The sequence below is a fragment of the Priestia megaterium genome (assembly GCF_046599315.1).
Classification (GTDB): domain Bacteria; phylum Bacillota; class Bacilli; order Bacillales; family Bacillaceae_H; genus Priestia; species Priestia megaterium_F.
In genome coordinates, this window is the sequence record NZ_JBKIKC010000001.1 from 138981 (window position 1) to 160787 (window position 21807).

Genomic DNA, 21807 nt, shown 5'->3' on the forward strand with positions numbered 1-21807 from the left:
GTCTTTTATGAACTCTTTTTACTCGTCGTTTTTGTGTCAGAAATCTTCCCTAAGAAAAAACCGTCTACTTCTGCTATTTTCCCTCTCCAAAAGATTTTTCCTTTAGAAGGAGTAGACTTACTGTCTCCGCAGTAGATCTTTGTATTTTTCAAATGAATAAAATGAGCTTCTGCTTCTCCGTTTGACTCGCTGGCTTCGCTTGCTAAAGAGAATTGTTCGCTTAGCGCCTGAGCCACTTCACTGCCTTCTTCAAACGTTTCGCTTAAGTAATCAAAGTATTCTTTTGCTGAAATCATGGTACCGGAAATCACAGCGCCGTTTACATTTAATGAAATATCAAGTGAAAAGCCGTGTTTATTAGAAGCTTTCACAAAGTATTCAAGCGTATTGTCTTTAGTTGGAAAAGAAGGTCCTGTACTCATGTATTTCTTTCCTCCTTTATACCTTAGGCTGTTGTATCGTCTTCGCTAGAAAGAGATGTTGCGTCTTCATCTTCTTCGTCCGTGTTTTTCTTTGCTTTTGTATTTTTTGATTTTTTAGCTGTTGATTTTTTTGGTTTAGTTTCTTTTTTTTCTTCGCTTTCGTCGTCTTCGTCTTCCTCTTCTTCTGTTTTTACTTTTTTATTCTTTTTGCTTGAGCGAGAATCTTCGTTTTCTTCCTCGCTGTCTTCGTCACTTTCTTCTTCCTCTTCTTGCTCATTTTCTTTTTGATTTTTTTTACGAGGCTTAGATGTTTCTTCTTCGTTTTCTTCATCTTGCCCGTTTTCTTCGTTCTCATCGTTCTCTTCTTCGTCGGAATCTGTATCTTCCGCTTCTTCATCTTGATTTTTATTGAGGCTAAGCTCAACAAGCATGTTCATTTTTTCTTCAAGCTGTGATAAACGATCTTGAAGAGTTTGGTTTTCTTCTTTTAACTCATCGTACTCTTGAACGTTATCGTCCTCTGTTTCGCTACTAGAAGAATTGACGTTTTCTTCATCATCTTTTGACTTATCTTTCTCTTTTTTAAACAAGCTTCCTGCAGATGTTTTCAGGCTGGCTACACTGCTTTTTGATTTTTCTTTTACCTTTGATCCTAAATCCGATGCTTTGCTTTTTAATTCGTCCGTATCAATGCGGTCAAGAAGACTTTTTCGATTTTCAGGAGTAGATACATATCCAATCGTTGCGCCGATGATACCTCCTGCTACCGCTCGTTTGATTGGGCCGCTGCTTGTTGTTTTGCTTTCTTTTGACCCGTTCTTTTCTTTTGAAACATTTTCCTCGTTTTTATTTTCCTTGTTTTCTACCTGTGCGTTATCTAATTTTGTTTCAGTTGCCATTGTAAATCCCTCCATTTTTTAAGTAGCGTAAAGTTTTTAACCTTCCGTTTCTATTCTTTCTTCAAGCACTTTTAACCGCTCATGCAGCATTTTATTTTCTTCTTCGAGCGCTTTACTATTAGCTCCTTTTGAACTGAGGTACGGATCATTTTCCCACCAGTCCATGCCGATTTCTTTTGCTTTATCAACCGAAGCCACAATTAAGCGTATTTTTATCGTCAGCAGCTCGACATCCGCGATTCCTACGGTGATGTCCCCCGCTATAACGACTCCTTTATCCAAAACCTTTTCGAGCACATCTACAATCGTACTTGACTGCATATTATGTTCGACTGCCATACTGTTCCTCCTATTGACCGCTTAAAGCAGGTTGCCTAGCGGTCCAAGATCAATATTTAAATCTTCTGCATCCAGACCGAACACCTCTTTCAACTCGTCCATTTTTTCTTCTAAGTTCATTAGTGCAATTCCTAAGTTTTCAATTTGTTCATCCGTCAACGTTCCACCCTCCACCCGCCTCATGGCATGACGTTCAACAATTTGCCTCAATAGCTCAATAACTGTCATCACAAGCTGAGCTAAGCCGTGTTCAGCTTGATCAGGATCCAAGTGAATTCGTCCATTTGCTTGACTGACCGGTTGCATCCATTAATTCCTCCTTTTGCTTATCAAATTGTTCAGAAGTGATCGGTTTGCGATTTCCTTCCTTTGCTTGCACAAGCGTTTCAACCGAAGAAATAAGCACTCGCAAATCCAAATACACTAAATCGACGCCAGCTATGGAAATGATCAAGTCTCCTTTAATGGCGACTCCTTTATCTAAAATGACATCTAAAATATCAATAAGAGCAATATCTTTATTCTCCATGGATTCTTTAAGAGACATGAGTTTGATTCCTCACTTTACGCAAAGCTGGAAAAATGATAGGGAGGCCAAGGTCCCGTCACTTCAAACTTCCAACCTTTTTCTTCAAGCTTTTGCTGCAGCTCTTCAATTTCATCTACAAAACGATTGATCTGCAGAGACGGAAGAAGAAACACGCTGTTCCACGCCATCTGTTCAGCTGCGCCCGTTATGTCCTTGCCCCAATTCTTTTTAACAGAGTCATAAAGTGATAGTTCTTTTAGCTTGTCATGTACCTCTTCACACACCTTGTTTTTGTGAAGCTCTAATTCTTTTTCAATCAGCTGATCTATTTTTTTCTTTTCAAAAAACTGTCTTCCGGGTGATAAGTGACTAATTTCTTGTTTTTTCGCTTTTACGCTTGCATTCGTTTCGCCGATTTGTTTTTTTAGCTCTTTATCATCACAGTAAATTTTTACATTCCACTCTTCATTTCCTTGAAGCAGCGTCAGTGAATTCTCTATCTTTTCTTTGCTGATCTCAACAGCTGCTTGCAAACTCTCTTCACTTTTATAGATAGTGCAAAATTTTAATGGAATAATCGTAAATTCTTCGTACAGAGCGGCTACCGTTTCGTGATGATGAAATGCCTTTTCCTGCAGCCAGCTCATATCCTGCTCCATTTTTTCTTGAATCACTTCTTCTGAATAGGTGTCAGCATCTAGCTTAGAAACTACAGCCGTCACCTGATCGATCGTAATTGGGTACAGTGAATGTTCTCCATCAAACCCCTTATAAGATGGAAAAGGCTCTGTGGATGCTGCTTCTTTTGTTGGAATTAAACCGTATAAATACAGTAATTCTCCCATCTAGGATTCCTCATTTCTTTTTTGTGTTAGCTCTTCCCATTGTTCAATTTCTCTGCGTTTCGCTATTTCGTACCTCATTAACAGTTCATCTTCTTTTTCTTGAAACGCTTCCTCCGGAATTTCACCAAGCTCAAACATCATTTGAAGCTGAATGAGTTTTTGTTGAATCGTCGGAAGATCGTATAGCTGTTTATCAGCTTCTTCCTGTACTTTTTCGCCGATTTTCACTACAAGGTTAATAGGTGCGGTTACTAATTTATGCAGCACGTTATTTCTCTTCTACTTTTAGGCGAATGTTCACAAAATTATAAGCAGGCCAAGGGCCGCTGTAATGAAAATCGGCTTTGTCTTTCCAGTTTTCATGCGCTTCATTCACTTTTTCATCAAACTTCGCTTCATCTTCGCGGTTAATTAAAAAAGACGCGTTTAAGAGCATCGTTTCGCCTGTTGGCTCATTTGCTTTTGCTGCTTCTGCTGCTTCTTCAAGCGGAGAGAACACCTCTGTCTTGACTTCTTTTTGCAGGGAAGTAAACATTTTTTGAGCAAGGCCCCCAAGCTGAATACGCTCATAATAACCGGCTGCTTCTGATTTTCCTTTTACGGATGCCGACACTTTTTCAAGTTCAGGATTCTCGTTTACTTTTTTCTCAAGCCACTCTTTTTTCCCAATTACTTTTAAACCAACTTCAATTTTTCCTTTGATGGCTGGAAACAGCTTTTCAAACTGCGGATAAAGGTTTTCCAAAAGTACTTTTACATCTTCTTTTGATTTGAATACATTGCCAAAGCTGATTGGAATAACCGTATCATTTTTGTCCATGATCGCTGCTACCGCGTTTTGATGCATCATTAAATTTTGACGATTAGGATGATAGATTTTCATCGGTACTTCAGCTGCTACCATAGCCGCGTCTTTGTATCGAATTAAAAACGTTTCTGACTTTGTCCCTTCTACTTCGACTGAGCCAAAATCTTCGTCTTTATTCGTTTGAATCGCGCTAAAAATATAAATACCTGTTTCGTTCTGTTCACTCATGTTTTCAAGCTCCTTTACTTTTCTTCAATCTCTATATTCTTACACTCTTCTAAAATGATTTTTTCGGCTTTGCTTTTTGCATTTTCTTCGCCCAAACATCTAGTAAGCGGATGACGCAAAATATCCATACATAACGTTTGAAAATCTTCGTCATTTCCATCGATAGCAATGTCTTGCTGTGCGGCAAGAGTAGCGATCATTAGCGAAGCCCGCAGGCTAAGCCCGCTGCTACTTTCATCTCCAGAGCGGTTTCGCACGTTTGCTACGAGCGTTACAATTACGCGCGCTTCTTCTTCTTCTACATTCGTTTTTTCTGTTAAAATCGCTGTCTCTCTGTCGATGTCTTTATAATCAATAAACATGGTAATTAACCTGTCAAGAAGCGCATCTTGCGTATCATATACCCCAGCATACTCGGCTGGATTGCTTGTGAAGATGACGCGAAAATCGGGGTGCACGCGCACAAAAGGATCGGTCATTTTTACTCCATACAGCGGCAGCACCCCTTCTTCTAATATCGATAGAAAGATATTATTCGTGGCGGGCTTAGACCGAGTAAATTCGTCGTAAATCAGCGTATAACCATTTTTTACAGCTTCAAGCAATCGGCCATCCTGCCAGTTTTCACTCACTTGTTCATCTTTTTTATAAACAGATCGAACATACTGGTCGATCACTTTTTTGCTTGTATAGCCCGTAAAATCTCCAATTAAATCTTTGTTGTTGAGCTCGTGATTGCCGTGCATCAGCATCACCGGGCGCTTTCTCTTTTTAGCAAGCGCTCGCGCTAAAGAAGTTTTTCCTCCGCCGGCAGGACCTGTAAAATGAATGGAATAGCCGGATTTTAAATAGCTCAGCGCTCTTGAAAGAACCTCTTTGGTCTCGTCATCTTGTATAAAAGCTCCACTGCCTTTTTTCCTTTTGTCTGTTAAGACGGTCATTTTTACGTTCCTCCTGCCATCTTATCGTTTATGCTTCAATGCCAATGGCGCTTCTATATCTGATGTCGAGTCGTTTGAATGAGATGACTTCTTTTTCTTTATTTAAAAAGCACTCGTATGTTCCGAGCATTTCATCTTTGGCGTATTTCTTCATATATTCTCGTTCTTCAATCACTTCAACAATAACTCTCCAACCTTCATCTTCAGTAGCTTCCACCGAGGTGATTTTATGAGGAGGAGCTACGTGTTCACCGAAAAAGTCGTTTACAGCTTGCATAATTTTTTTAATTTCCATCTTTAGTAGCCTCCAATAGTTATATCTAAAAGCTGGAACCAGCCTCAAAAAAGGAAGGTTCCATTTTTCTTCATATTAAATACTAAAACGCGGCTGTCCTTCACTTGAATTTGATCGTTCAGGCAGACCATTTTCTTCTACGTCGTCACGCAGAAGCCCAACTGCTTCTGCGTAGCGCAGCCACGTATCAACACTTGCAATAACCACTCGTGCTTCAATCGTTAAAATTTCAATTCCTACCACAGATACTCTTGCAAAAGCATCAATGACAATTCCTTTGTCCAAAATACGGTCAATTACTTCTGCTAAACTCGAACTATTGGTACTTTTTTGAATAGACATATTCCATTTCTCCTTTCGCTCATGATCCCATTGTTTTTAAATCTGTAGATGATTTAATATCATTGGAACTTTTAATAGTAGTAGAGCTTTTAATATCAGTTGCTTTTTTAATCTGATTTACGCCTTTTACTTTCCGCTTATTTTTTGACTCATCTTTATTGTCTGAAGAAATTTTTTCTTGAAAGTCCTCTCCGGCTTCTTTCACATCACTAAGCTTATCCTTCACTGATAGTAAAACGTCTTGAAGCTTTTCTTTTGCTTCTTCCCCTTTGCTGTGTACCTTACTGGCATTTCTCTCTTTTGTTTTCTGCAGTTTTTCTGAAGCTTCATTTGCTTTTTCCTGCAGTTTTCCTTCGGTTTTTTCAACAAACTTCTCTTTCGCTTTTTCTTTAACCTTTTCTTCTACCTTTTCTTTAACCTTTTCCTTAACAGGTTCAGGCGTATAGTCGATTATCTTTTTTCCCGCTTTTAAGGCTGCTTTTTCCACATCTTTTTTATCCATGAAATTCCCCTTCAGGACGAATATCTTACTTTTTAGCGTCCATGAGTTTGTTTAGCATCTCTTCAATGCGCTGCAACTGATCGTTCATATTTTTATTTTCTTCTTTTAACTCTTCGTACTGAGACGTTTCCATTTCCGTACTCCCTCTTACTTCTTCCTGCGAATCCGCCTGTTCATTTGATGCATCTTCTTTTTTCTTTTTAGGTGCCAGCAGCTTGCTTAAATTGTCTTTTTCAAGATAGCCTGTAGCCGTCTGTCTTAATGCCCCCATCGCTTGCTGCGTTAGAATATCCTGGGCATTTCTTCTTAACTCTTGTCCTGTCGCACGTACAATTTCTGATTGCCCTAAACGGCTGAGTACTTTTTTACTCGTTTGTGGACTTGAAAGAAGTCCAATTCCCGCTCCTACTACGCCTCCTAAAATGGCAAGATTTAAAGAATTTTGTGTTTTTTCTTCTTGCTGCTGATTTTGCTGTTTTTCATTTTGATCCGTTGTTGTCATGTTCCATCCTCTTTTCTTTTATTAGTATTTATTTAATGAATTCTCTTACGATTAAAAGACTTAAAAGCTAAGCCCTGCACCTCGCTCATCTGCTCGGCCAGGTATCCCTTCTTCCTCGACTTTGTCTGTTAATAACCCTACGGCTTCTGCGTAGCGCAGCCACGTATCCACACTTGCAATAACCACTCGTGCTTCAATCGTTAAAATTTCAATTCCTACGAGTGATACTCGAGCAAAAGCATCGATGACAATCCCTTTGTCGAGAATTCGATCAATCACTTCTGCCAAACTAGAACTATCTGTACTTTTTTGAATACTCATTTTTAGCAGCTCCTTTCGAAATTTAGCTAAATGAATGATGCTACTAATCAACCTGCTTAACTTTTTAAGTAAACATACTTTTGAAATATACTTTTTAGCCTTCATTCAAACATGAATAATTTGCTAAAAAGTAATTCCTAAAAATAAATTAGAAAATTATTCTACTACGTATAATAATTAACAGTCAATTTATGGATAAACCTTTTGACTAAACCCTATTTTTAAAGCTTTTATCAAGAATCTAGCCCTAAAATAAAACAATAAATACATTATTGTTACAATAATATTACATTATAATTCTAGGCATATTATCGCTCGGTTCACCACGAAGTGTTTATATTTTTTTACTATTATGGAATATTATCGTTATTTGAATTTACATAAGAAAAGTCAATGCATAAAAAAATCTGCCGCATGGCGACAGATGTTCACTACATATCATAAGCTCTATAAAATCATTCCGGTTAAAGGCGCTTTCGGGTTTCCATCATAATCTGAATCTGTTTTGTCTACTAGAACAAGCAAGCTGCCTTCTTTGACTGAATCATTATATTGTTCAGCCTGCTGTTTTGGAATTCCCATACTGGCTAAAATACCTGACAGTCCTCCTACGCTCGCACCAGCTGCTGCACCTGTTAATGTAGCTACAATCGGTCCAGCCGCCACTATTGGGCCTATTCCCGGTATTGCAAGAGCTCCAGCACCAGCCAAAATTCCGCTCAAGCTCCCTAGCGTACCTCCGGCAAGAGCTCCAGTTGCTGCTCCTTCTGCTTTTGAATTCGTTTCTTTCTGAACTTTTTTGGTCTTTTTATGTTTACCGATGATAGAGATTTCTTCTGATGCATACCCTTCTTGTTTTAAACTCTCTACGGCATGAATTGCTTCTTGCTCCGTTTCATATATCCCGACAACATTCTTGGCTTTTGCTTCCATATTATCTCCTCCTCGTTAATGTTGTGTGTACCCAAGAGTATGGCTTTGAAACGTTTTAGAGAGTAAGTATTTCTAAATAGATAACGCCAAATCACTTTTCATTTAGCGACTTTTTTCATCACGCACAAGATGCCTTTGTATCAGCGGCTTTACGTGAATTTTCTTCTCTTCTTACTGAACAGCTTTGCATAACAAAACCCTAAGAAAATATGTGTTCTTAGGGTTTTGACTTAAGCAGCCGCCGGATTCTTTTTAACAAGTTTTACAAACAATCCGCGAACTAAAGGCCCCATAATTAGAAGCTGAAGCGGATATGCCACGATAAAGTTTTTAGCAACAATCAATGCATAGCTTGAAAGAAGCGGCTCTCCCTGCAAACCTTTCGTAAGGGACATTGTAATTAATCCGTATACAGACATACAAAGCACCATTCCGATAACCATACATGATGACAAAATCAGCACTACTTTTAACTGTTTAGATTTATCAAACGGCAGTGAAAATGCTACCTTTTTCGCTACTGGACCGACTAAAAGAGTTTCTATAGTCATTGCTACTACAAATGTTATAACCAAGTTAAAAATACCTTCTGCAAATGTGATATGTCCGATGACGTCATTTATTAACATGTTATAAATCGTCATGACAAGCACCATTCCTCCGCACATCATCATTCCAAAATACATACTTTCTTTTTTAGTTGTTGGCACGTTCCTCATCCTTTTCATTTTTTTCACTTGGCTTAGTATAGCTTTTTGTATTCCTTCTTCGTAAGTGAACATTTTGTGAACATTTATTTAGAAAATCCACGGTGACTAAAAAACAGTCATCGTGGATTTTCTAAACGTAAGCCGCTGCTTCCACTTTTTCGTGGAGGGCTGAGTATGGCAAACCACTCTAGTCTACATCATTAATGAATGTTTGGAACGTTAATAGAAAAACCTCGCTTTATGAGCTAAAGCGGGGTTTGGTTTTATAGAGATTCCGTGTGAGATCCTGGCGGAATTGGTGTTTGGGTTCGGAATACTTTTTCCCATTTTGAGACGACGATACAGGCAATGGCGTGGCCTGGAACGTTGACTCCTGTTCTTGCCATATCCATGATGCGGTCCACTCCTGCAATAATTGCCACTCCTTCAGCCGGCAGACCTACTGCATTGGCTGTTGCTAAAAGAACGACAAGAGAACCTGACGGAACAGCCGCAATTCCTTTACTCGTCATCACTAGTATAAGCATCATAAATAACTGCTGAGTTAATGGCATATCGATGTTAAAAGCCTGTGCTAGAAAGACGCATGAAACGGATAAATACAAGGTGGATCCGTCACAATTTAACGACAGGCCCGACGGAATAACAAACGATACGACTCGTTTAGGACATCCATACTTCTCCATTCGATCCATCAGCTGAGGCAAAACCGTTTCTGTACTTGTCGTCGAAAACGCAATCAGAAACAAATCCCATATCATTTTTAACACTTCAAAATAGTTGAATTTGAATAAAAGTCCAACAAGCGGAAATAAAACAAATAAGATAATAAATAGACCTAAAAAGACCGTGCCAATCAGCTTGAGCATTGGGAGCAGAAGCGCAATACCGTATTGCCCGACAGATGCAGCCATTAGCGCTAGTACCCCAAGAGGCGCTGTGACCATTACAATTTGCGTTAACTTAAACATAATTTTAGCGGTAGATTCAAAAAATTTCATTGCAGGCTCAGATGCTTTACCAACTCCCGAAGCTGCAACACCAAATAAAATAGCAAAGAAAATAACGGCCAGCAAATCATTTTTTGCCATTACATCTATGATGTTCGTTGGAATAATGTTCAAAATCATTTGTTTAAAGTCCACGACTTTGTCGGTATACTGAGACAGTTCACCGATATCTTTTTTAACAAGATGAGAAAGATCGAGTCCTACTCCGGGTTTTAACAAATTAACTAACAGAAGTCCCAGCGCCAACACAAGGGTAGTAATCACTTCGAACCAAATAATAGTCTTTAACCCTAGACTCCCCATTTGTTTCATACTGCCGCTTCCCGCAGCACCTATGACGATGGTTGAAAAGACAATCGGCACCACGATCATTTTAATAAGGCGGATGAACCCGTCGCCTACCGGCCTTAAAGCCATCCCGAAATCTGGAAAAAAATGTCCAATAACAGCTCCAATTACTAATGCAATTAAAATTTGAAACGCTAAAAACTTTTTCACATTTCTACCTCCCCTTTGACTTCATTAATGGACGTCCATTCCATTAATATCCAAATCCTCAGACACTTTATGTAAGTTCGGGACATTTAGCTAAATTCCTTCTAAAATAGACAAATTGGTCTACATATTCCACCTTATCTGTTAACATCCATAGAAAAAAGCCAGGTGAAGTTATTCTTCATCCTGGCTTTTTGCATTTTTATGCTTTTTTTACAAACTGAGACTTTAAGCTCATCGCTCCAAATCCGTCAATTTTGCAGTCGATGTTATGATCGCCTTCTACTAAACGAATGCTTTTTACTTTCGTTCCGATTTTTACAACCGATGAGCTTCCTTTTACTTTTAAATCTTTGATGACGGTAACTGAATCTCCATCTTTTAAAAGATTACCGTTTGCATCTTTTACAGTAAGCTGCTCTTCAGCACTTTCTGTTTTTTCATCTTGCCCCCATTCATGCGCACACTCCGGGCAGACGAACAGGTTTCCATCTTTATATGTATACTGTGATTGACAGCTTGGGCAATTAGGTACATCCATTTTCTTTTCCTCCAGCAGCAGCTCGCAAACGACAGCACGATTACGAGATTAAGTTTTTTTTATCTGTTTTATACTGTCACAGTTTTATAGATTTAACAAGCTTTTCTATTTCCTTGCTGATGATGTTTTCTCCTCCAAATAAGTGAACCGATCAACAAAACAAAACCTGCACTAAAGGCAAGAAGCTGATCTAAAAAAAGGTCACCTGTTTTTACATACCGAATAATAAATAATCCTCCAAACATCAGCATCAGCATCCATGAAAACCGAATGAGGTATGAATTAATTTCCATTTTTCATTCCTCCTATTTGTAAGACTTTCTTCGTTTGAAGCTAAAATAAGTATACTGACTAGCCGTTAACTCGTGACTTCTATCTATTTATGCAATTATTACCATTATATCACAATAAAAGCATTTTTGAGACTTTTTACAGATGTTAATTATTGTATAATAAAAGTTAGATACAGAAAAAAGGGGAGGATTTTTTAAAGGTCAAGTCAATATTCGTTTCAGCGGATGCTTTAGCATCCCTTTGCTTACGGGAACTTTAAAAACAATGCTGAGAACCACCGTTGCCAAAACCGATAGCAGCAAGACTGCAAAAGGCTTTTTTTGAAACCACCTCGAAAAGATAAGCATCATTACATAAATAAGCGCTGACCATCCTAAATGCCATCCGTGCCTAAATGTTATGCCCTTGAACCTCAGTCCAATCCATTCTATAAATGAAGCTGTGCATACCCATTTTGCAATATACTTCACCTGTTTGACGAGTGTAGACGGATAGGTGGCTAAGAATGATAAAATCATGAAAGGCGTAATGAACATAAGGTGTAAAATGCGTAGGCCTTTTAATGAAAGATGAGAAGATCTAAAATCCCAAAGCAATTTATCGTTACATAGAAAATAATAAAAAATATTAAAAAAGCTTACGTATAAAACCCCTGCATAAAGCTCGTGAATTTTTTTCCACGTTCTCTTTTGGATATTTTGAAAAATCAGCCACAGAAGCACACAAATATGCACCTTTATTCACCTCTCTAACGTTATTTTTAGAATCTGGATTATTATATTTTCATTTCTTTCTGCTTCTTTTCAATTTTTCGAATCCATCCAATCAGCATCCGATTAAGATAGGATTTTAACGTCACGCTAGTAAAGGTGTGGTACCACATCCAGCCGGTTTTCCATTCGATAAGCTTCGTCCGTTTTTCAGCCCATAATTCAATAAGAAACATGGGAATCGTAAAGAGCACAATTTTATATAAAACTTTTAGCCCTTTATCGTAATACGTAGCCTGATTAATCATGACGGATATTATGGGATACAGCAAAAAGTCGAACAACACATTAATTCTAAACTGTTTTTTCAGCAAGCGAGTTGGATATCGAAGAAGGCCGTGAGTAATAATAAATTTATCAATAATACCATTTGTTAATGCGTTAAATACATAGGCCAGCAGCCAGTCCTTAATCGGTGGTTTTCTAAATAAAAAAGGGAGAAGCCCCAAGGCGATAATCAGCATTACACGTAAAAAATTCACTTCAAACTTTTTATTTCTCATAACCTTTTCGCTCCTTTCACCAAGTGTTGTTAGCATACCTATCGTCGATTTACGGTTTAAGGCAGCTGCTCTCACCACGCTCGATTGTTGCTTGCGCTAATTCATGAAGGTACGCTAATATAAGTTCCCCATCCATAATCCGTAAGTCCACGTTCTCCTTACATACGTACATATTTGTTTTAGTTTTAAGTTCTTTGAAAAGATTTATACATGTGGTTCAGACATGAAAAGAGCCCGACTCTCATCAGTACGGGCTTCTTTCTCCACCTATTTTGTTTACTTTGACCGTTACCATCCAGCTACAAATCCATCCGTTCGTGATTCACTTCCTCCGCATAGCACCCCGCTCTCAGGATCTCTCCAAATAATCTGTCCGCGCCCAAATGCCATAGAATCCACAGCTACTTCAATCTTATGGCCTTTCCGTTCAAGCGCTTGTGCTACATGCAATGGAAAAGCCGGCTCGACCATCACCGTTTTATCTTTTTTCCACTGCCATCTTGGGGCGTCTAAAGCGGCTTGAGGATGAAGCTGAAAGTCAATTGTATTCATTACAACTTGCATATGTCCCTGCGGCTGCATAAAGCCTCCCATCACGCCAAACGGTCCTACGGGCTCATTATTTTTGGTGAGAAAGCCTGGAATAATGGTATGAAACGTTTTTTTATTAGGAGCAAGGCAGTTATCGTGATTGAGATTCATTGAAAAATTGTGACCGCGGTTTTGCAAAGCAATTCCCGTTTCTGGCACGACGATTCCAGAACCGAAGCCCATATAATTACTTTGAATAAATGAAACCATGTTTCCTTCCTCGTCAGCGGTTGCTAAATACACAGTTCCGCTTCCAACAGGCTCTCCCGCTTGAGGCTGAAGGGCATGTTCTTCTATAAGACTGCGGCGATAGCTTGCATATGTATCAGACAGCAGCTCACTAACAGGCACGCTCATTTTTGCTTCTTCTGTAATGTATTTTTCTCCATCCGCAAACGCAAGCTTCATCGCTTCTATTTGTTTATGATACGTATCCACGGCATCTTTTTCTTGAAACTCAAAGCCTTTTACGATATTTAATGCCATTAACGCAATAAGCCCTTGACCGTTCGGAGGAATTTCCCACACATCATATCCCCGGTAGTTAGCAGAAATAGGAGTCACCCACTCCGGTTCGTAAGCGGCTAAATCTTCCTTTGATAAAAAGCCGCTGTATTTTTTACTTAATGCATCAATACGATCCGCAAGCTCACCTTTATAAAACGCTTCAGCATTTGTGTCGCCAATGAGCTGAAGCGTACGAGCATGATCAGTGGATGACCACATCTCTCCTGCTTTTGGTGCTTGTCCACTTGGTGCAAATGTTTGAAACCATGATTCAAATTCTTCACTCTTATGTACTCGTTTAAACGTATCGTATGCTTGTTTCCATTGTTTAGCGAGTGTAGGCGCTAATGGAAATCCTTCTTTGGCGTACTGAATGGCAGGCTGCATCACTTGAGAAAGAGGCAGTTTGCCAAATCGCTTTGACAAAGCAGCCCAAGCAGCCGGAGCACCGGGAACCGTAACGGGAATCATGCCATACTTAGGGATATCTTTGTATCCTTTTTCCTTCAGCGCACCAACGGAAATGGACTGCGGAGAAGGTCCGCTAGCGTTCAGGCCGTACAGCTGCTTATTTGTCCAAACAAGTGCAAACGCGTCTCCTCCAATTCCATTTGACGCAGGCTCTAATACTGTGAGACTCGCCGCGGTCGCGATTGCTGCATCAATTGCATTGCCGCCTTTTTTTAAGATATCAAGACCTGCCTGCGCTGCGAGCGGCTGAGATGTGGATACCATTCCTTTTTTAGCATAGACCGGAACTCGGCAAGATGGATATGGATGATAATCCGGATCATAGTTCACAAAAAGTTCCTCCTCTTTTAAACGTTAGGTGCGTCAAATACCTGAATTTATTTTTAATTATCTAAATAATCAGACTTATTTATTTTACCATATTTATAATGCAGCAGATTTATTTTTATCTCAGATTGACATAACTTTTTTACCTAAAATTGGTATAATAATAGAGTACAAGAATCGCCAAGGAGGATGATGTATGAAAAAAGTAAAAGCTGCCCTTCCACTCGCTGTTTCTTTAGCACTCGGGCTTCAAGTACTCCCTATTTCCACTTCAACTGTTCAAGCTGAAGCAGCGGCGAATGCTGCCCATCACTCAGCAAAAGTTGAGTACAAACGGGCAAATACATTTTTAACGAATGTAGCGAACGGAAAAGTAAAAGAAGCTAAGCGCTACTTTTCCCGCAGCCTGCAATCAAAAATGAGCGAAGAAAACCTAAAAACGTGGTGGACATCTCTGACGGCTCAGTTTGGCCCTGTAAAAAAGATTGGTACAGCTGTACAAGATGAAGTTAATGCCGTTCATCGAAATATAGAAATTCCAATTGAATTTGAACACGTATCAGCTACTTTAACCGTTCGATTTAGTCAAAACCGTCAAATTGATGATTGGCGAATCATACCGGATGAGCGCAATTTTTCGTTTTCCACACCGCCTTATGACACTCCTAAGAATTACAGTGAAAAACAGCTTTCAATTGGCAAAGCACCTTACGAACTTCCAGCAACGCTCACTCTTCCAACACGTTCAAAGCATCAAAATGTACCCGTTGTCATTTTAATTCATGGGTCAGGTCCTTCTGATCAAGATGAAACGTTTATGAGCTTAAAGCCGTTTCAAGATCTGGCTTCAGGACTGGCTTCTCAAGGAATCGCTGTTCTACGCTACAACAAGCGTACGTACGAACATACAGCTAAAATGTCCGGTGAAAGTAAAATAAGCGTCGACGACGAAACAACGGATGATGCCGTACTCGCAGTCAAAGCAATAGCGAAACAAAAAGGCATTGACAGTGGCAATATTTTTTTATTGGGACACAGTCAAGGTGGCATGATGATGCCTCGAATTTTAAATCAAACGCCGGACAAAAGCGTGCGGGGCTCTGTTTTACTTGCTGCACCGAGCCGCACACTTCCAGAGTTAATGCTTGAACAATCTGCCTATTTGGTATCACTGAATCAGCTTCCGAAAGAGCAGCTTGCTTTTTTTCAGCAGCAGTTTGCTATTTTACAAGACCCAAGCTTTTCGCCAGCTCAGCCACCAAAAGAATTCTTGCTTGGAACTCCTTATTTTTGGTATGACTTAGCTCACTGGCATCCCGCAGAAGTCGCAAAATCTCAGGACACGCCGCTGCTTCTTTTACAAGGAGCGCGTGATTATCAAGTAACGACCGAAGATTTTGCAGGTTGGAAGCAAAGTTTGTCTCAGCGTTCCGACACTTCTTTTAAACTTTATCCAAAGCTCAACCACTTTTTCACGGAAGGAACCGGTGAAAAAAGCACGCCGGCTGAGTATGCTGTTTCAGCCAACATTCCTTCTTATGTAATTGATGATATTGTGAGATGGGTTAGTGAAACGCAAAAGTAAGTGAAAAAGAGCGGCTTTGCCCGCTCTTTTTTGTCTATTTCTTATTTAAGATGATATGCGACTGATCAGAAGAAGCCGTGGATTTTCTTCCTTTTCCCCAGCCTACAGCTTCTCGGTAACTTCCGAGCAGGTGCTGATTAATTACATTCTGTTCATCTACATCAACAGTTTGTTCAGCTAAAGGAGTCACATATAAAGCATCTACCGGACAATACAGTTCACACATAAAGCAAGTTTGACAATCCGATTGACGGGCTATGGAAGGAGCTCCTCCCATTCGAGAGCGGTCAAAGACATTTGTTGGACAAACAGATACACAAAGATTGCAGTTAATACACCGGTCTTCACTAAGGAGCTCAATCATTAAATAACCCCCTTTACACGGCTAGAAGGCTTTGTACCTAAGGGTCTCGCCCAGACTTCCTGCACGCCTCCGCTTAGAATACGGTCGTTTTGCTTGGAATCCATAAATGGAAAATCGTCACGCCGGTGCATTCCTCGCGTTTCCTTTCTTTCTAACGCACTTGTATACATCCATCGCGCCGTTGCCGTCATTGCCACAATCTCTCGACTTCTTACGATATTTCTTTCTTTATCATACACTCCATTCTTCAACTCATTCCAAACGGCATTTAACCTCATAAGAGAATCTTGCAGTCTTACTTCTGAACGGAACCAGTTTCGATCATATGGAAAGACTTCACGTTGAATCGATGTTATCATTTCCTTTATATCAGCTGAATCAGAAGAAGCCACTGACTTGGTGATTCCTGACGCTTCTGATAAGCCTTTTGCATGTCGGCTTGCGGCATTTCTCCCTTGCTTAACAGCAAATGCTGCCGCTGCTTTTCCTGACCAGCAGCCTGAAGAGATAGCCCATGCTGCATTATGGCTGCCTCCTCCCGTAAATCCTCCGCAGATTAATTCGCGTGTTGCAGCATCTCCAGCTGCATACAGCCCAGGAATGTCGGTTCTACACGTTTCGTCTGTAATGTGAATACCTCCTGTTCCTCTAACAGTTCCTTCAAAACGCAGGGTAATCGGAAACATTTGAGTAAAGGGATTCATATGAAGACGATCAAAGGATAAGAAGAAATTTGGCTGTGATAAGCGCATTGCTTTTTGAATACTTTCATCAGCTTTGTCAAGCTTTGCATAAACAGGCCGGGTCATTAACGTTCTGGCAATGATTGAACGCCCTTTATGAGAACTGGCTCCTTCAATCACTGTACCGTCTTCATAATAAAATGTAGCCCATTTATAAAATGCAGATTTTGTGATTGGAGAAAAAGCTGGCGAAATCGAATAAGCATTTGAAAACTCCATACCTGAAAGCGACGCTCCTGCTTCTGTAGCTAATAAGTAACCGTCCCCTGTTAAAACATTTGTACCGAGTGCCCCGCTCAGAAATGCACAGCCTCCTGTTGCAATCACAACTGCAGCAGCATCCACTCTCCATATTTCTTTTGTTTGATTATTGATTCCGCAAGCACCTGCCACACCGTGTTCATCTGCAAGCAGCTCCAGTGCAGGGCTATGGTCCAAAATCTGCACGCCTGCTTTTTGAAGCTGACGCCGCATTAGCCTCATATATTCAGGTCCTTGAAGCGTCGTTCGTTGAGAAATTCCTTTTTCATCTATTGGAAATGGATAGCCAAAATGAGCTAATTCATTTACTTGTTCAAACGTACAATCAAGTACTCGCTTCATCCAACTTCTTTCTGCTAAATATCCGCTCAGTTCTTCCCTGCTTTTCATCGCTGTCATCTGTTCATCAGAAGTAGGCTTTACATACCAAACTCCTGTACCAGAAGGCGCAGTTGCTCCGCTCGTTCCGCAATATCCTTTATCGACAAGTACAGCTTTTGCACCTTCTTTAACTGCTTGCAGAGCTGCCCATGCACCAGCAGGGCCTCCTCCAATAATTAATACATCTGTATGAACATGAAAGTCGGCAGTCATATACGGATCCCCCTCTTAAAATGTTTGCGCTCTCAAAAACCTTATTAAGAAAATACTTATTATCCAATCGACTATTTTGCTCATTGCTAAATCTATACTAACTATTCCGTTTCAGAATTCATCGCTTCCATAACAGGCATTCAATATAAAAAGGAGACCAGTCCATTTGTTTCACCACAATGGTCTGGCCTCCAGTTGCCTAGTAGGCGCGTTTTTTCATACAGCATCAAAATACCAAGTAATTCAATTTGTTTAATTATATATTAAAAGTTTATGCTATGATTGTCAATGATTATGTTATTCTTGGAATTTATTTCGATTGTTTTTTTATCTCTTATTGACAACTCTATGAATTTTTTGGTAAATTAATCTCACTAAACATATAGGATTAAAAAAATACCGACCAGACAACTGGAGGCTCTCATTCTTTTCAATAGATGAGAGTCTTTTTCGTTTAGCAAAACTTTAAAAGGAGGGATAAAGTGAAAAACACGCAGGTGGCAGCTAAATCATTTAAAGTAAAAGGACTGTCTTTTTTGAGTGTAATTATGATCCTCTTGCTTTGGACGCTTCTAAGTACACTTAAATGGGTAGATCCGATTTTTTTGCCTACGCCTCAAAGCGTTTGGCATTCATTTATTAGTTTAGTAGTAGAAGGGTATAAGGGTACTTCTCTCGTGACCCACTTATCTGCAAGCTTGTACCGGCTATTTACAGCCCTACTGCTCGCTTTGGTTACAGCTATTCCACTGGGAATTGCATGCGGCTATTCTAAGTACATATTAGCAATTTTTGATCCGATCATTGAGTTTTACCGCCCGCTTCCTCCCCTAGCTTACTATGCACTTCTTGTTTTATGGTTAGGAATTGATGAAGGATCTAAAGTAGCACTACTGTTTTTAAGTGCCTTCGCTCCACTGTTTATCGCAACAGTTGCAAGCGTACAGCGCGTGCCGCAGGACCGAATTAACGGTGCACTAACATTAGGTGCATCAAAGTTCAGTGTATTTGTCCACATTATTCTTCCATCTGCTCTGCCTGACATTGTGACAGGGTTGCGCACGTCCATTGGAATCACATATGCAACGTTAGTCGCTGCTGAAATGGTTGCAGCTACTTCAGGAATTGGCTGGATGGTACTTGATGCAAGCAAATATATGCGAAGTGATATTGTTTTTGTGGGCATTATTATCATGGGTCTGATCGCTATATTTATCGATAGCATTATTCGCTTTTACCAGCGCTTAGCCTTTTCATGGGTAGGAAAATAGAGCTTACTTAGGAGGAACATCGATGAAAAAAGGAATACTTGGTTTATTATTATGCTTTATAGTAGTCGCTTCCGGCTGTTCGAGCACTACATCTAGTTCTGAAAATGATTTACCCAAAGAAATACGTTTAGGCTATCAAGCTTCACCGAATGGGGAGTTGTTAGCAAAAGCCCGCGGCTCATTGGAAAAGAAATATCCAGACACTCAAATTAATTGGATTAAATTTGAGTCAGGCCGGGATATCAACAATGCGATTTCGGGAGGAAGCCTTGACTTTGGACTCGTTGGAACACCTCCTGGTGCAATAGGAGTGGCTAATAAACTTCCTTACAAAGTATATTATTTACATGATATTATCGGCGAAAGCGAGGCCTTAGTAGTAAAAAAAGATGCGGGAATAAAGTCTTTACATGATTTAAAAGGCAAAAAAATCGCCACTACTTTTAGCTCAACGGCCCACTACAGCTTACTAAGTGCGTTAAAAAACAAAAACATTGATCTTAAAAAAGAAAATATCACACTATTAGACATGCAGTCTGCCGATATTTTAGCGGCTTGGAATCGCGGTGATATTGACGGTGCGTATGTATGGCAGCCTCTGCAAACAAATTTAATCCATGCTGACGGAAGCGTGTTGATTTCATCCAAAGAAGTAGCCAAGCAAGGAAGCATTACAGGAGAATTCGGAATTGTTCATAAGGATTTCGCCAGAAAATATCCGAATGTTGTGAAAGGATATATTTCTATCTTAAATGAATCTGTTAATTATTATCATAAAAATCCAGAAAAATCTGCAGAATTATTGGCTAAAGAACTGAACTTAACACCAAAACAAAGCTTAAAAACGATGCAACAGCTAACCTGGCTAAATAAATCAGATCAAAAAGCATACTTTCAGTCTAATAGCAAATTGGCGCATGTGTTAAAAGATACAGGAGATTTTCTAGAAGCTCAAAAAGATATTCCTTCTTCTCCCGATTTAAAAACGTATCAACAAGCACTGCTAAACAATTTTTCTAAATAGTAGCGGGAAGTATCTCTTGCTGTCAGTCGAGGGATGCTTTCTCGTTCAAAAGGAGTGATACATTTGAAAACTAGTGTTGCTGTTGAAGAAAGACCTAAACGTGTTCATAAGCCTAAAGTCGTCGATGTAAAAAGCGTTGATTTCGCTTATGCTCAAACAAAACGTGAGCAGCTCATCTTACAAAATATTAATCTCTCTTTATATGAACATGAGCTTGTTTGTGTATTAGGACCATCTGGATGTGGCAAATCTTCACTTTTAAATATTCTAGCAGGCTTTCAACAGCCTACAACAGGTACAGTCATGATTCATGGATATGCACAGACCAAGCCTAATCCAGACGTTGGCGTTGTTTTTCAGCATCCTAATCTATTTCCTTGGCTGACTATTGAAAAAAACATTGAATTTGGATTGAAGATGCAAAGAGTCACCAAAGAAGAACGTAAACAGCTTGTTGCGAATTACCTGCGGCTGGTTGATCTAAAGTCTGCCTCTAAAAAACTTCCCCACCAGTTGTCAGGAGGAATGAAGCAGCGAGCAGCCATTGCTCGAACACTCGCGACAGCCCCTAAAGTTATTTTAATGGATGAGCCTTTTAGTGCTCTTGATGCGCTAACGCGGGAAGCGATGCAGAAACATTTATTAACTATTTGGAACCAAACAAAAAAGTGCATCTTTTTTATTACTCATGATGTAGAAGAAGCTCTCAAACTCGCAACTCGAATCATTGTGATGCACCCAAAGCCCGGAAGAGTCGTCTTAGATACGCAAAATCCATTACAGTCGGAACGTTACGAAGAAGGAACTTTTCAATATCACGAAAAGTTCATGGAGCTACGACAGTTTTTCATTTCAAAGATAAGAGAACAAGCATAAGGAGATGAACACAGTGTCTAATAATCTTTCTAGCTACCCACGGCCTCTTCAGTTTCCTAATCGCGAGGTAAAAGAAGGTCCTCGTTTGTTAAAACGGTTGCCAGATGGTGTTGAAGAAAAGCCATATACTTTCTTTTCCATCAAGCCCCTCACACCGATCATCGGTGCTGAAATCGAAGGTCTAGATTTATCCAAGCCTCTTGCAAAAGAAGTGCAAGAAGAATTAAATCGGGCTTTTTTAGAATGGAAAGTGCTTTTTTTTCGCAATCAAGCAATTACAAGCGAACAACATCTGGCTTTTGCGAAACTATGGGGGGATCTTGAAGTACACCCTTTTTACAAACCTGCTTCACAAGAGCAAGCGAAAGAAATTGTACAATTCTCTAGAAATCAGAAACAGGGAGGCTCTGAAAATGTTTGGCATGCAGACGTCACATTCCGCGAAAACCCTGCTAAAGCTTCAGTACTTCGATTGATTGAGGTGCCTCCTGTGGGCGGCGATACGCTTTGGGCAGATATGGCTGCAGCATATGACAACTTACCTGAGTCCATAAAAAAACAAATTGAACATTTGAAGGCTATTCATGACTTCACTCCATCTTTTGCTCATTTATTACAACCAGATGAATTGGAGGCTTTTCAACGAGAGTTTCCAGCGGTTGAACATCCTATTGTACGTACTCATCCTGAAACAGGTCGTAAGACGCTTTTTGTCAATTCATCCTTTACTACTCATGTTGTAGGTCTAGAACATTCTGAAGGCGAACAGTTACTTCAATATTTGTTTAGGCAAGCTCATGTTCCAGAATACCAAGTACGGTTTCGTTGGGAAGCAAATTCAATTGCCTTTTGGGATAACCGCGCAGCACAGCATTATGCTGTATCGGATTATTATCCGCATAGCCGAAAAGCTGAGCGCGCGGCTATTATTGGCGATTGTCCTTTTTAACATTAGTTACATGCA

Annotated in this window: 29 protein-coding genes; 5 read left to right on the top strand and 24 right to left on the bottom strand. The window is 39.8% G+C overall.

Annotated elements, in window-relative coordinates:
• Nucleotides 1-5: 5 nt before the first annotated feature.
• From gvpU to ggt, 22 genes are all read right to left on the bottom strand, one after another.
• Nucleotides 6-422 carry a gas vesicle accessory protein GvpU gene (gvpU, locus tag ACLHDF_RS00855; protein WP_413917167.1) on the bottom strand — a complete coding sequence of 139 codons (417 nt, stop codon included), beginning with the start codon at nucleotides 420-422 and terminating at the stop codon, nucleotides 6-8.
• Between the two features lie 23 nt (nucleotides 423-445).
• On the bottom strand, nucleotides 446-1321 hold the full coding sequence (gene gvpT, locus ACLHDF_RS00860; RefSeq protein WP_413917168.1) for a GvpT/GvpP family gas vesicle accessory protein: 876 nt from the start codon (nucleotides 1319-1321) through the stop codon (nucleotides 446-448).
• A gap of 36 nt (nucleotides 1322-1357) precedes the next feature.
• Nucleotides 1358-1660, bottom strand: a complete 303-nt coding sequence (gene gvpJ / locus ACLHDF_RS00865) for a gas vesicle protein GvpJ (RefSeq protein WP_413917169.1) — start codon at nucleotides 1658-1660, stop codon at nucleotides 1358-1360.
• A 21-nt stretch (nucleotides 1661-1681) separates the two neighbouring features.
• Nucleotides 1682-1966, bottom strand: coding sequence for a gas vesicle protein K (locus tag ACLHDF_RS00870; RefSeq protein ID WP_320518599.1), 285 nt, complete (start codon nucleotides 1964-1966; stop codon nucleotides 1682-1684).
• Nucleotides 1920-2207, bottom strand: a complete 288-nt coding sequence (locus tag ACLHDF_RS00875) for a gas vesicle protein (RefSeq protein ID WP_413917170.1) — start codon at nucleotides 2205-2207, stop codon at nucleotides 1920-1922. The genes ACLHDF_RS00870 and ACLHDF_RS00875 overlap by 47 nt, the downstream gene beginning before the upstream one ends.
• Nucleotides 2208-2224: 17 nt before the next feature.
• A complete protein-coding gene (locus ACLHDF_RS00880; protein WP_413917171.1) occupies nucleotides 2225-3034 on the bottom strand; it encodes a GvpL/GvpF family gas vesicle protein in 810 nt (269 codons plus the stop codon).
• Nucleotides 3035-3301: a gas vesicle protein GvpG gene (locus ACLHDF_RS00885; protein ID WP_013057993.1), complete on the bottom strand. Its 267-nt coding sequence runs from the start codon at nucleotides 3299-3301 to the stop codon at nucleotides 3035-3037.
• Nucleotide 3302: 1 nt separating this feature from the next.
• A complete protein-coding gene (locus tag ACLHDF_RS00890; RefSeq protein WP_413917172.1) occupies nucleotides 3303-4070 on the bottom strand; it encodes a GvpL/GvpF family gas vesicle protein in 768 nt (255 codons plus the stop codon).
• A 14-nt stretch (nucleotides 4071-4084) separates the two neighbouring features.
• Nucleotides 4085-5011 carry a gas vesicle protein GvpN gene (gene gvpN, locus ACLHDF_RS00895; RefSeq protein ID WP_413917173.1) on the bottom strand — a complete coding sequence of 309 codons (927 nt, stop codon included), beginning with the start codon at nucleotides 5009-5011 and terminating at the stop codon, nucleotides 4085-4087.
• Between the two features lie 28 nt (nucleotides 5012-5039).
• Entirely contained in the window at nucleotides 5040-5306 is a 267-nt protein-coding gene (gvpO, locus tag ACLHDF_RS00900; RefSeq protein WP_413917174.1) for a gas vesicle protein GvpO, read from the bottom strand.
• 75 nt (nucleotides 5307-5381) lie between these two features.
• The gene (gene gvpJ / locus ACLHDF_RS00905; RefSeq protein ID WP_013057997.1) at nucleotides 5382-5648 is read right to left on the bottom strand and encodes a gas vesicle structural protein GvpA; all 267 of its coding nucleotides are present in this window, start codon (nucleotides 5646-5648) and stop codon (nucleotides 5382-5384) included.
• Between the two features lie 19 nt (nucleotides 5649-5667).
• Nucleotides 5668-6150: a gas vesicle protein GvpQ gene (gene gvpQ, locus ACLHDF_RS00910; RefSeq protein ID WP_413917175.1), complete on the bottom strand. Its 483-nt coding sequence runs from the start codon at nucleotides 6148-6150 to the stop codon at nucleotides 5668-5670.
• 25 nt (nucleotides 6151-6175) lie between these two features.
• Nucleotides 6176-6652 (bottom strand): GvpT/GvpP family gas vesicle accessory protein, encoded by a 477-nt coding sequence (gene gvpT / locus ACLHDF_RS00915; protein ID WP_413917176.1) that lies wholly within the window; start codon nucleotides 6650-6652, stop codon nucleotides 6176-6178.
• Nucleotides 6653-6712: 60 nt separating this feature from the next.
• Nucleotides 6713-6973, bottom strand: a complete 261-nt coding sequence (gene gvpA, locus ACLHDF_RS00920; RefSeq protein WP_413917177.1) for a gas vesicle structural protein GvpA — start codon at nucleotides 6971-6973, stop codon at nucleotides 6713-6715.
• Nucleotides 6974-7420: 447 nt separating this feature from the next.
• Nucleotides 7421-7906 (bottom strand): general stress protein, encoded by a 486-nt coding sequence (locus ACLHDF_RS00925; RefSeq protein WP_413917178.1) that lies wholly within the window; start codon nucleotides 7904-7906, stop codon nucleotides 7421-7423.
• Nucleotides 7907-8136: 230 nt separating this feature from the next.
• The gene (locus tag ACLHDF_RS00930; protein WP_413917179.1) at nucleotides 8137-8616 is read right to left on the bottom strand and encodes a DUF2798 domain-containing protein; all 480 of its coding nucleotides are present in this window, start codon (nucleotides 8614-8616) and stop codon (nucleotides 8137-8139) included.
• A gap of 263 nt (nucleotides 8617-8879) precedes the next feature.
• Nucleotides 8880-10124 (bottom strand): glutamate-aspartate/proton symporter GltP, encoded by a 1245-nt coding sequence (gltP, locus tag ACLHDF_RS00935; protein WP_413917180.1) that lies wholly within the window; start codon nucleotides 10122-10124, stop codon nucleotides 8880-8882.
• 199 nt (nucleotides 10125-10323) lie between these two features.
• A complete protein-coding gene (locus tag ACLHDF_RS00940; RefSeq protein WP_413917181.1) occupies nucleotides 10324-10662 on the bottom strand; it encodes a zinc ribbon domain-containing protein YjdM in 339 nt (112 codons plus the stop codon).
• A 92-nt stretch (nucleotides 10663-10754) separates the two neighbouring features.
• Nucleotides 10755-10955: a hypothetical protein gene (locus ACLHDF_RS00945; protein ID WP_413917182.1), complete on the bottom strand. Its 201-nt coding sequence runs from the start codon at nucleotides 10953-10955 to the stop codon at nucleotides 10755-10757.
• A gap of 201 nt (nucleotides 10956-11156) precedes the next feature.
• Nucleotides 11157-11690, bottom strand: coding sequence for a CBO0543 family protein (locus tag ACLHDF_RS00950; protein WP_413917183.1), 534 nt, complete (start codon nucleotides 11688-11690; stop codon nucleotides 11157-11159).
• A 41-nt stretch (nucleotides 11691-11731) separates the two neighbouring features.
• Nucleotides 11732-12229, bottom strand: coding sequence for a CBO0543 family protein (locus tag ACLHDF_RS00955; RefSeq protein ID WP_413917184.1), 498 nt, complete (start codon nucleotides 12227-12229; stop codon nucleotides 11732-11734).
• Between the two features lie 288 nt (nucleotides 12230-12517).
• Nucleotides 12518-14128 carry a gamma-glutamyltransferase gene (gene ggt / locus ACLHDF_RS00960; protein WP_413917185.1) on the bottom strand — a complete coding sequence of 537 codons (1611 nt, stop codon included), beginning with the start codon at nucleotides 14126-14128 and terminating at the stop codon, nucleotides 12518-12520.
• 193 nt (nucleotides 14129-14321) lie between these two features.
• On the opposite strand from ggt, the gene ACLHDF_RS00965 reads away from it, so the two are divergent.
• The gene (locus tag ACLHDF_RS00965) at nucleotides 14322-15710 is read left to right on the top strand and encodes an alpha/beta fold hydrolase (protein WP_413917186.1); all 1389 of its coding nucleotides are present in this window, start codon (nucleotides 14322-14324) and stop codon (nucleotides 15708-15710) included.
• Nucleotides 15711-15744: 34 nt separating this feature from the next.
• Here the strand turns inward: ACLHDF_RS00965 and ACLHDF_RS00970 are convergent, their stop codons facing one another.
• Together ACLHDF_RS00970 and ACLHDF_RS00975 are read right to left on the bottom strand one after the other, a co-directional pair.
• Nucleotides 15745-16074 (bottom strand): 4Fe-4S binding protein, encoded by a 330-nt coding sequence (locus ACLHDF_RS00970; protein ID WP_413917187.1) that lies wholly within the window; start codon nucleotides 16072-16074, stop codon nucleotides 15745-15747.
• Nucleotides 16074-17672, bottom strand: coding sequence for an FAD-dependent oxidoreductase (locus ACLHDF_RS00975; protein WP_413917188.1), 1599 nt, complete (start codon nucleotides 17670-17672; stop codon nucleotides 16074-16076). Before ACLHDF_RS00975 ends, ACLHDF_RS00970 begins: the two co-directional genes overlap by 1 nt.
• A gap of 482 nt (nucleotides 17673-18154) precedes the next feature.
• Here ACLHDF_RS00975 and ACLHDF_RS00980 point away from each other — a divergent pair, with 482 nt between their 5' ends.
• From ACLHDF_RS00980 to ACLHDF_RS00995, 4 genes are read left to right on the top strand one after another with little or no spacing between them, the layout of a single operon-like run.
• Nucleotides 18155-18943, top strand: coding sequence for an ABC transporter permease subunit (locus tag ACLHDF_RS00980; RefSeq protein WP_413917189.1), 789 nt, complete (start codon nucleotides 18155-18157; stop codon nucleotides 18941-18943).
• 22 nt (nucleotides 18944-18965) lie between these two features.
• Nucleotides 18966-19967: an aliphatic sulfonate ABC transporter substrate-binding protein gene (locus ACLHDF_RS00985; RefSeq protein ID WP_413917190.1), complete on the top strand. Its 1002-nt coding sequence runs from the start codon at nucleotides 18966-18968 to the stop codon at nucleotides 19965-19967.
• A gap of 54 nt (nucleotides 19968-20021) precedes the next feature.
• A complete protein-coding gene (locus tag ACLHDF_RS00990; protein WP_413917191.1) occupies nucleotides 20022-20843 on the top strand; it encodes an ABC transporter ATP-binding protein in 822 nt (273 codons plus the stop codon).
• 13 nt (nucleotides 20844-20856) lie between these two features.
• Nucleotides 20857-21792, top strand: coding sequence for a TauD/TfdA dioxygenase family protein (locus tag ACLHDF_RS00995; protein ID WP_413917192.1), 936 nt, complete (start codon nucleotides 20857-20859; stop codon nucleotides 21790-21792).
• Nucleotides 21793-21807: the final 15 nt, after the last annotated feature.

Coding starts and splice junctions, on each gene's coding strand:
- gvpU (WP_413917167.1), bottom strand. CDS start 422: ATGAGTACAGGACCTTCTTTTCCAACTAAAGACAATACGCTTGAATAC.
- gvpT (WP_413917168.1), bottom strand. CDS start 1,321: ATGGCAACTGAAACAAAATTAGATAACGCACAGGTAGAAAACAAGGAA.
- gvpJ (WP_413917169.1), bottom strand. CDS start 1,660: ATGGCAGTCGAACATAATATGCAGTCAAGTACGATTGTAGATGTGCTC.
- ACLHDF_RS00870 (WP_320518599.1), bottom strand. CDS start 1,966: ATGCAACCGGTCAGTCAAGCAAATGGACGAATTCACTTGGATCCTGAT.
- ACLHDF_RS00875 (WP_413917170.1), bottom strand. CDS start 2,207: ATGTCTCTTAAAGAATCCATGGAGAATAAAGATATTGCTCTTATTGAT.
- ACLHDF_RS00880 (WP_413917171.1), bottom strand. CDS start 3,034: ATGGGAGAATTACTGTATTTATACGGTTTAATTCCAACAAAAGAAGCA.
- ACLHDF_RS00890 (WP_413917172.1), bottom strand. CDS start 4,070: ATGAGTGAACAGAACGAAACAGGTATTTATATTTTTAGCGCGATTCAA.
- gvpN (WP_413917173.1), bottom strand. CDS start 5,011: ATGACCGTCTTAACAGACAAAAGGAAAAAAGGCAGTGGAGCTTTTATA.
- gvpO (WP_413917174.1), bottom strand. CDS start 5,306: ATGGAAATTAAAAAAATTATGCAAGCTGTAAACGACTTTTTCGGTGAA.
- gvpJ (WP_013057997.1), bottom strand. CDS start 5,648: ATGTCTATTCAAAAAAGTACCAATAGTTCGAGTTTAGCAGAAGTAATT.
- gvpQ (WP_413917175.1), bottom strand. CDS start 6,150: ATGGATAAAAAAGATGTGGAAAAAGCAGCCTTAAAAGCGGGAAAAAAG.
- gvpT (WP_413917176.1), bottom strand. CDS start 6,652: ATGACAACAACGGATCAAAATGAAAAACAGCAAAATCAGCAGCAAGAA.
- gvpA (WP_413917177.1), bottom strand. CDS start 6,973: ATGAGTATTCAAAAAAGTACAGATAGTTCTAGTTTGGCAGAAGTGATT.
- ACLHDF_RS00925 (WP_413917178.1), bottom strand. CDS start 7,906: ATGGAAGCAAAAGCCAAGAATGTTGTCGGGATATATGAAACGGAGCAA.
- ACLHDF_RS00940 (WP_413917181.1), bottom strand. CDS start 10,662: ATGGATGTACCTAATTGCCCAAGCTGTCAATCACAGTATACATATAAA.
- ACLHDF_RS00945 (WP_413917182.1), bottom strand. CDS start 10,955: ATGGAAATTAATTCATACCTCATTCGGTTTTCATGGATGCTGATGCTG.
- ACLHDF_RS00955 (WP_413917184.1), bottom strand. CDS start 12,229: ATGAGAAATAAAAAGTTTGAAGTGAATTTTTTACGTGTAATGCTGATT.
- ACLHDF_RS00965 (WP_413917186.1), top strand. CDS start 14,322: ATGAAAAAAGTAAAAGCTGCCCTTCCACTCGCTGTTTCTTTAGCACTC.
- ACLHDF_RS00970 (WP_413917187.1), bottom strand. CDS start 16,074: ATGATTGAGCTCCTTAGTGAAGACCGGTGTATTAACTGCAATCTTTGT.
- ACLHDF_RS00975 (WP_413917188.1), bottom strand. CDS start 17,672: ATGACTGCCGACTTTCATGTTCATACAGATGTATTAATTATTGGAGGA.
- ACLHDF_RS00985 (WP_413917190.1), top strand. CDS start 18,966: ATGAAAAAAGGAATACTTGGTTTATTATTATGCTTTATAGTAGTCGCT.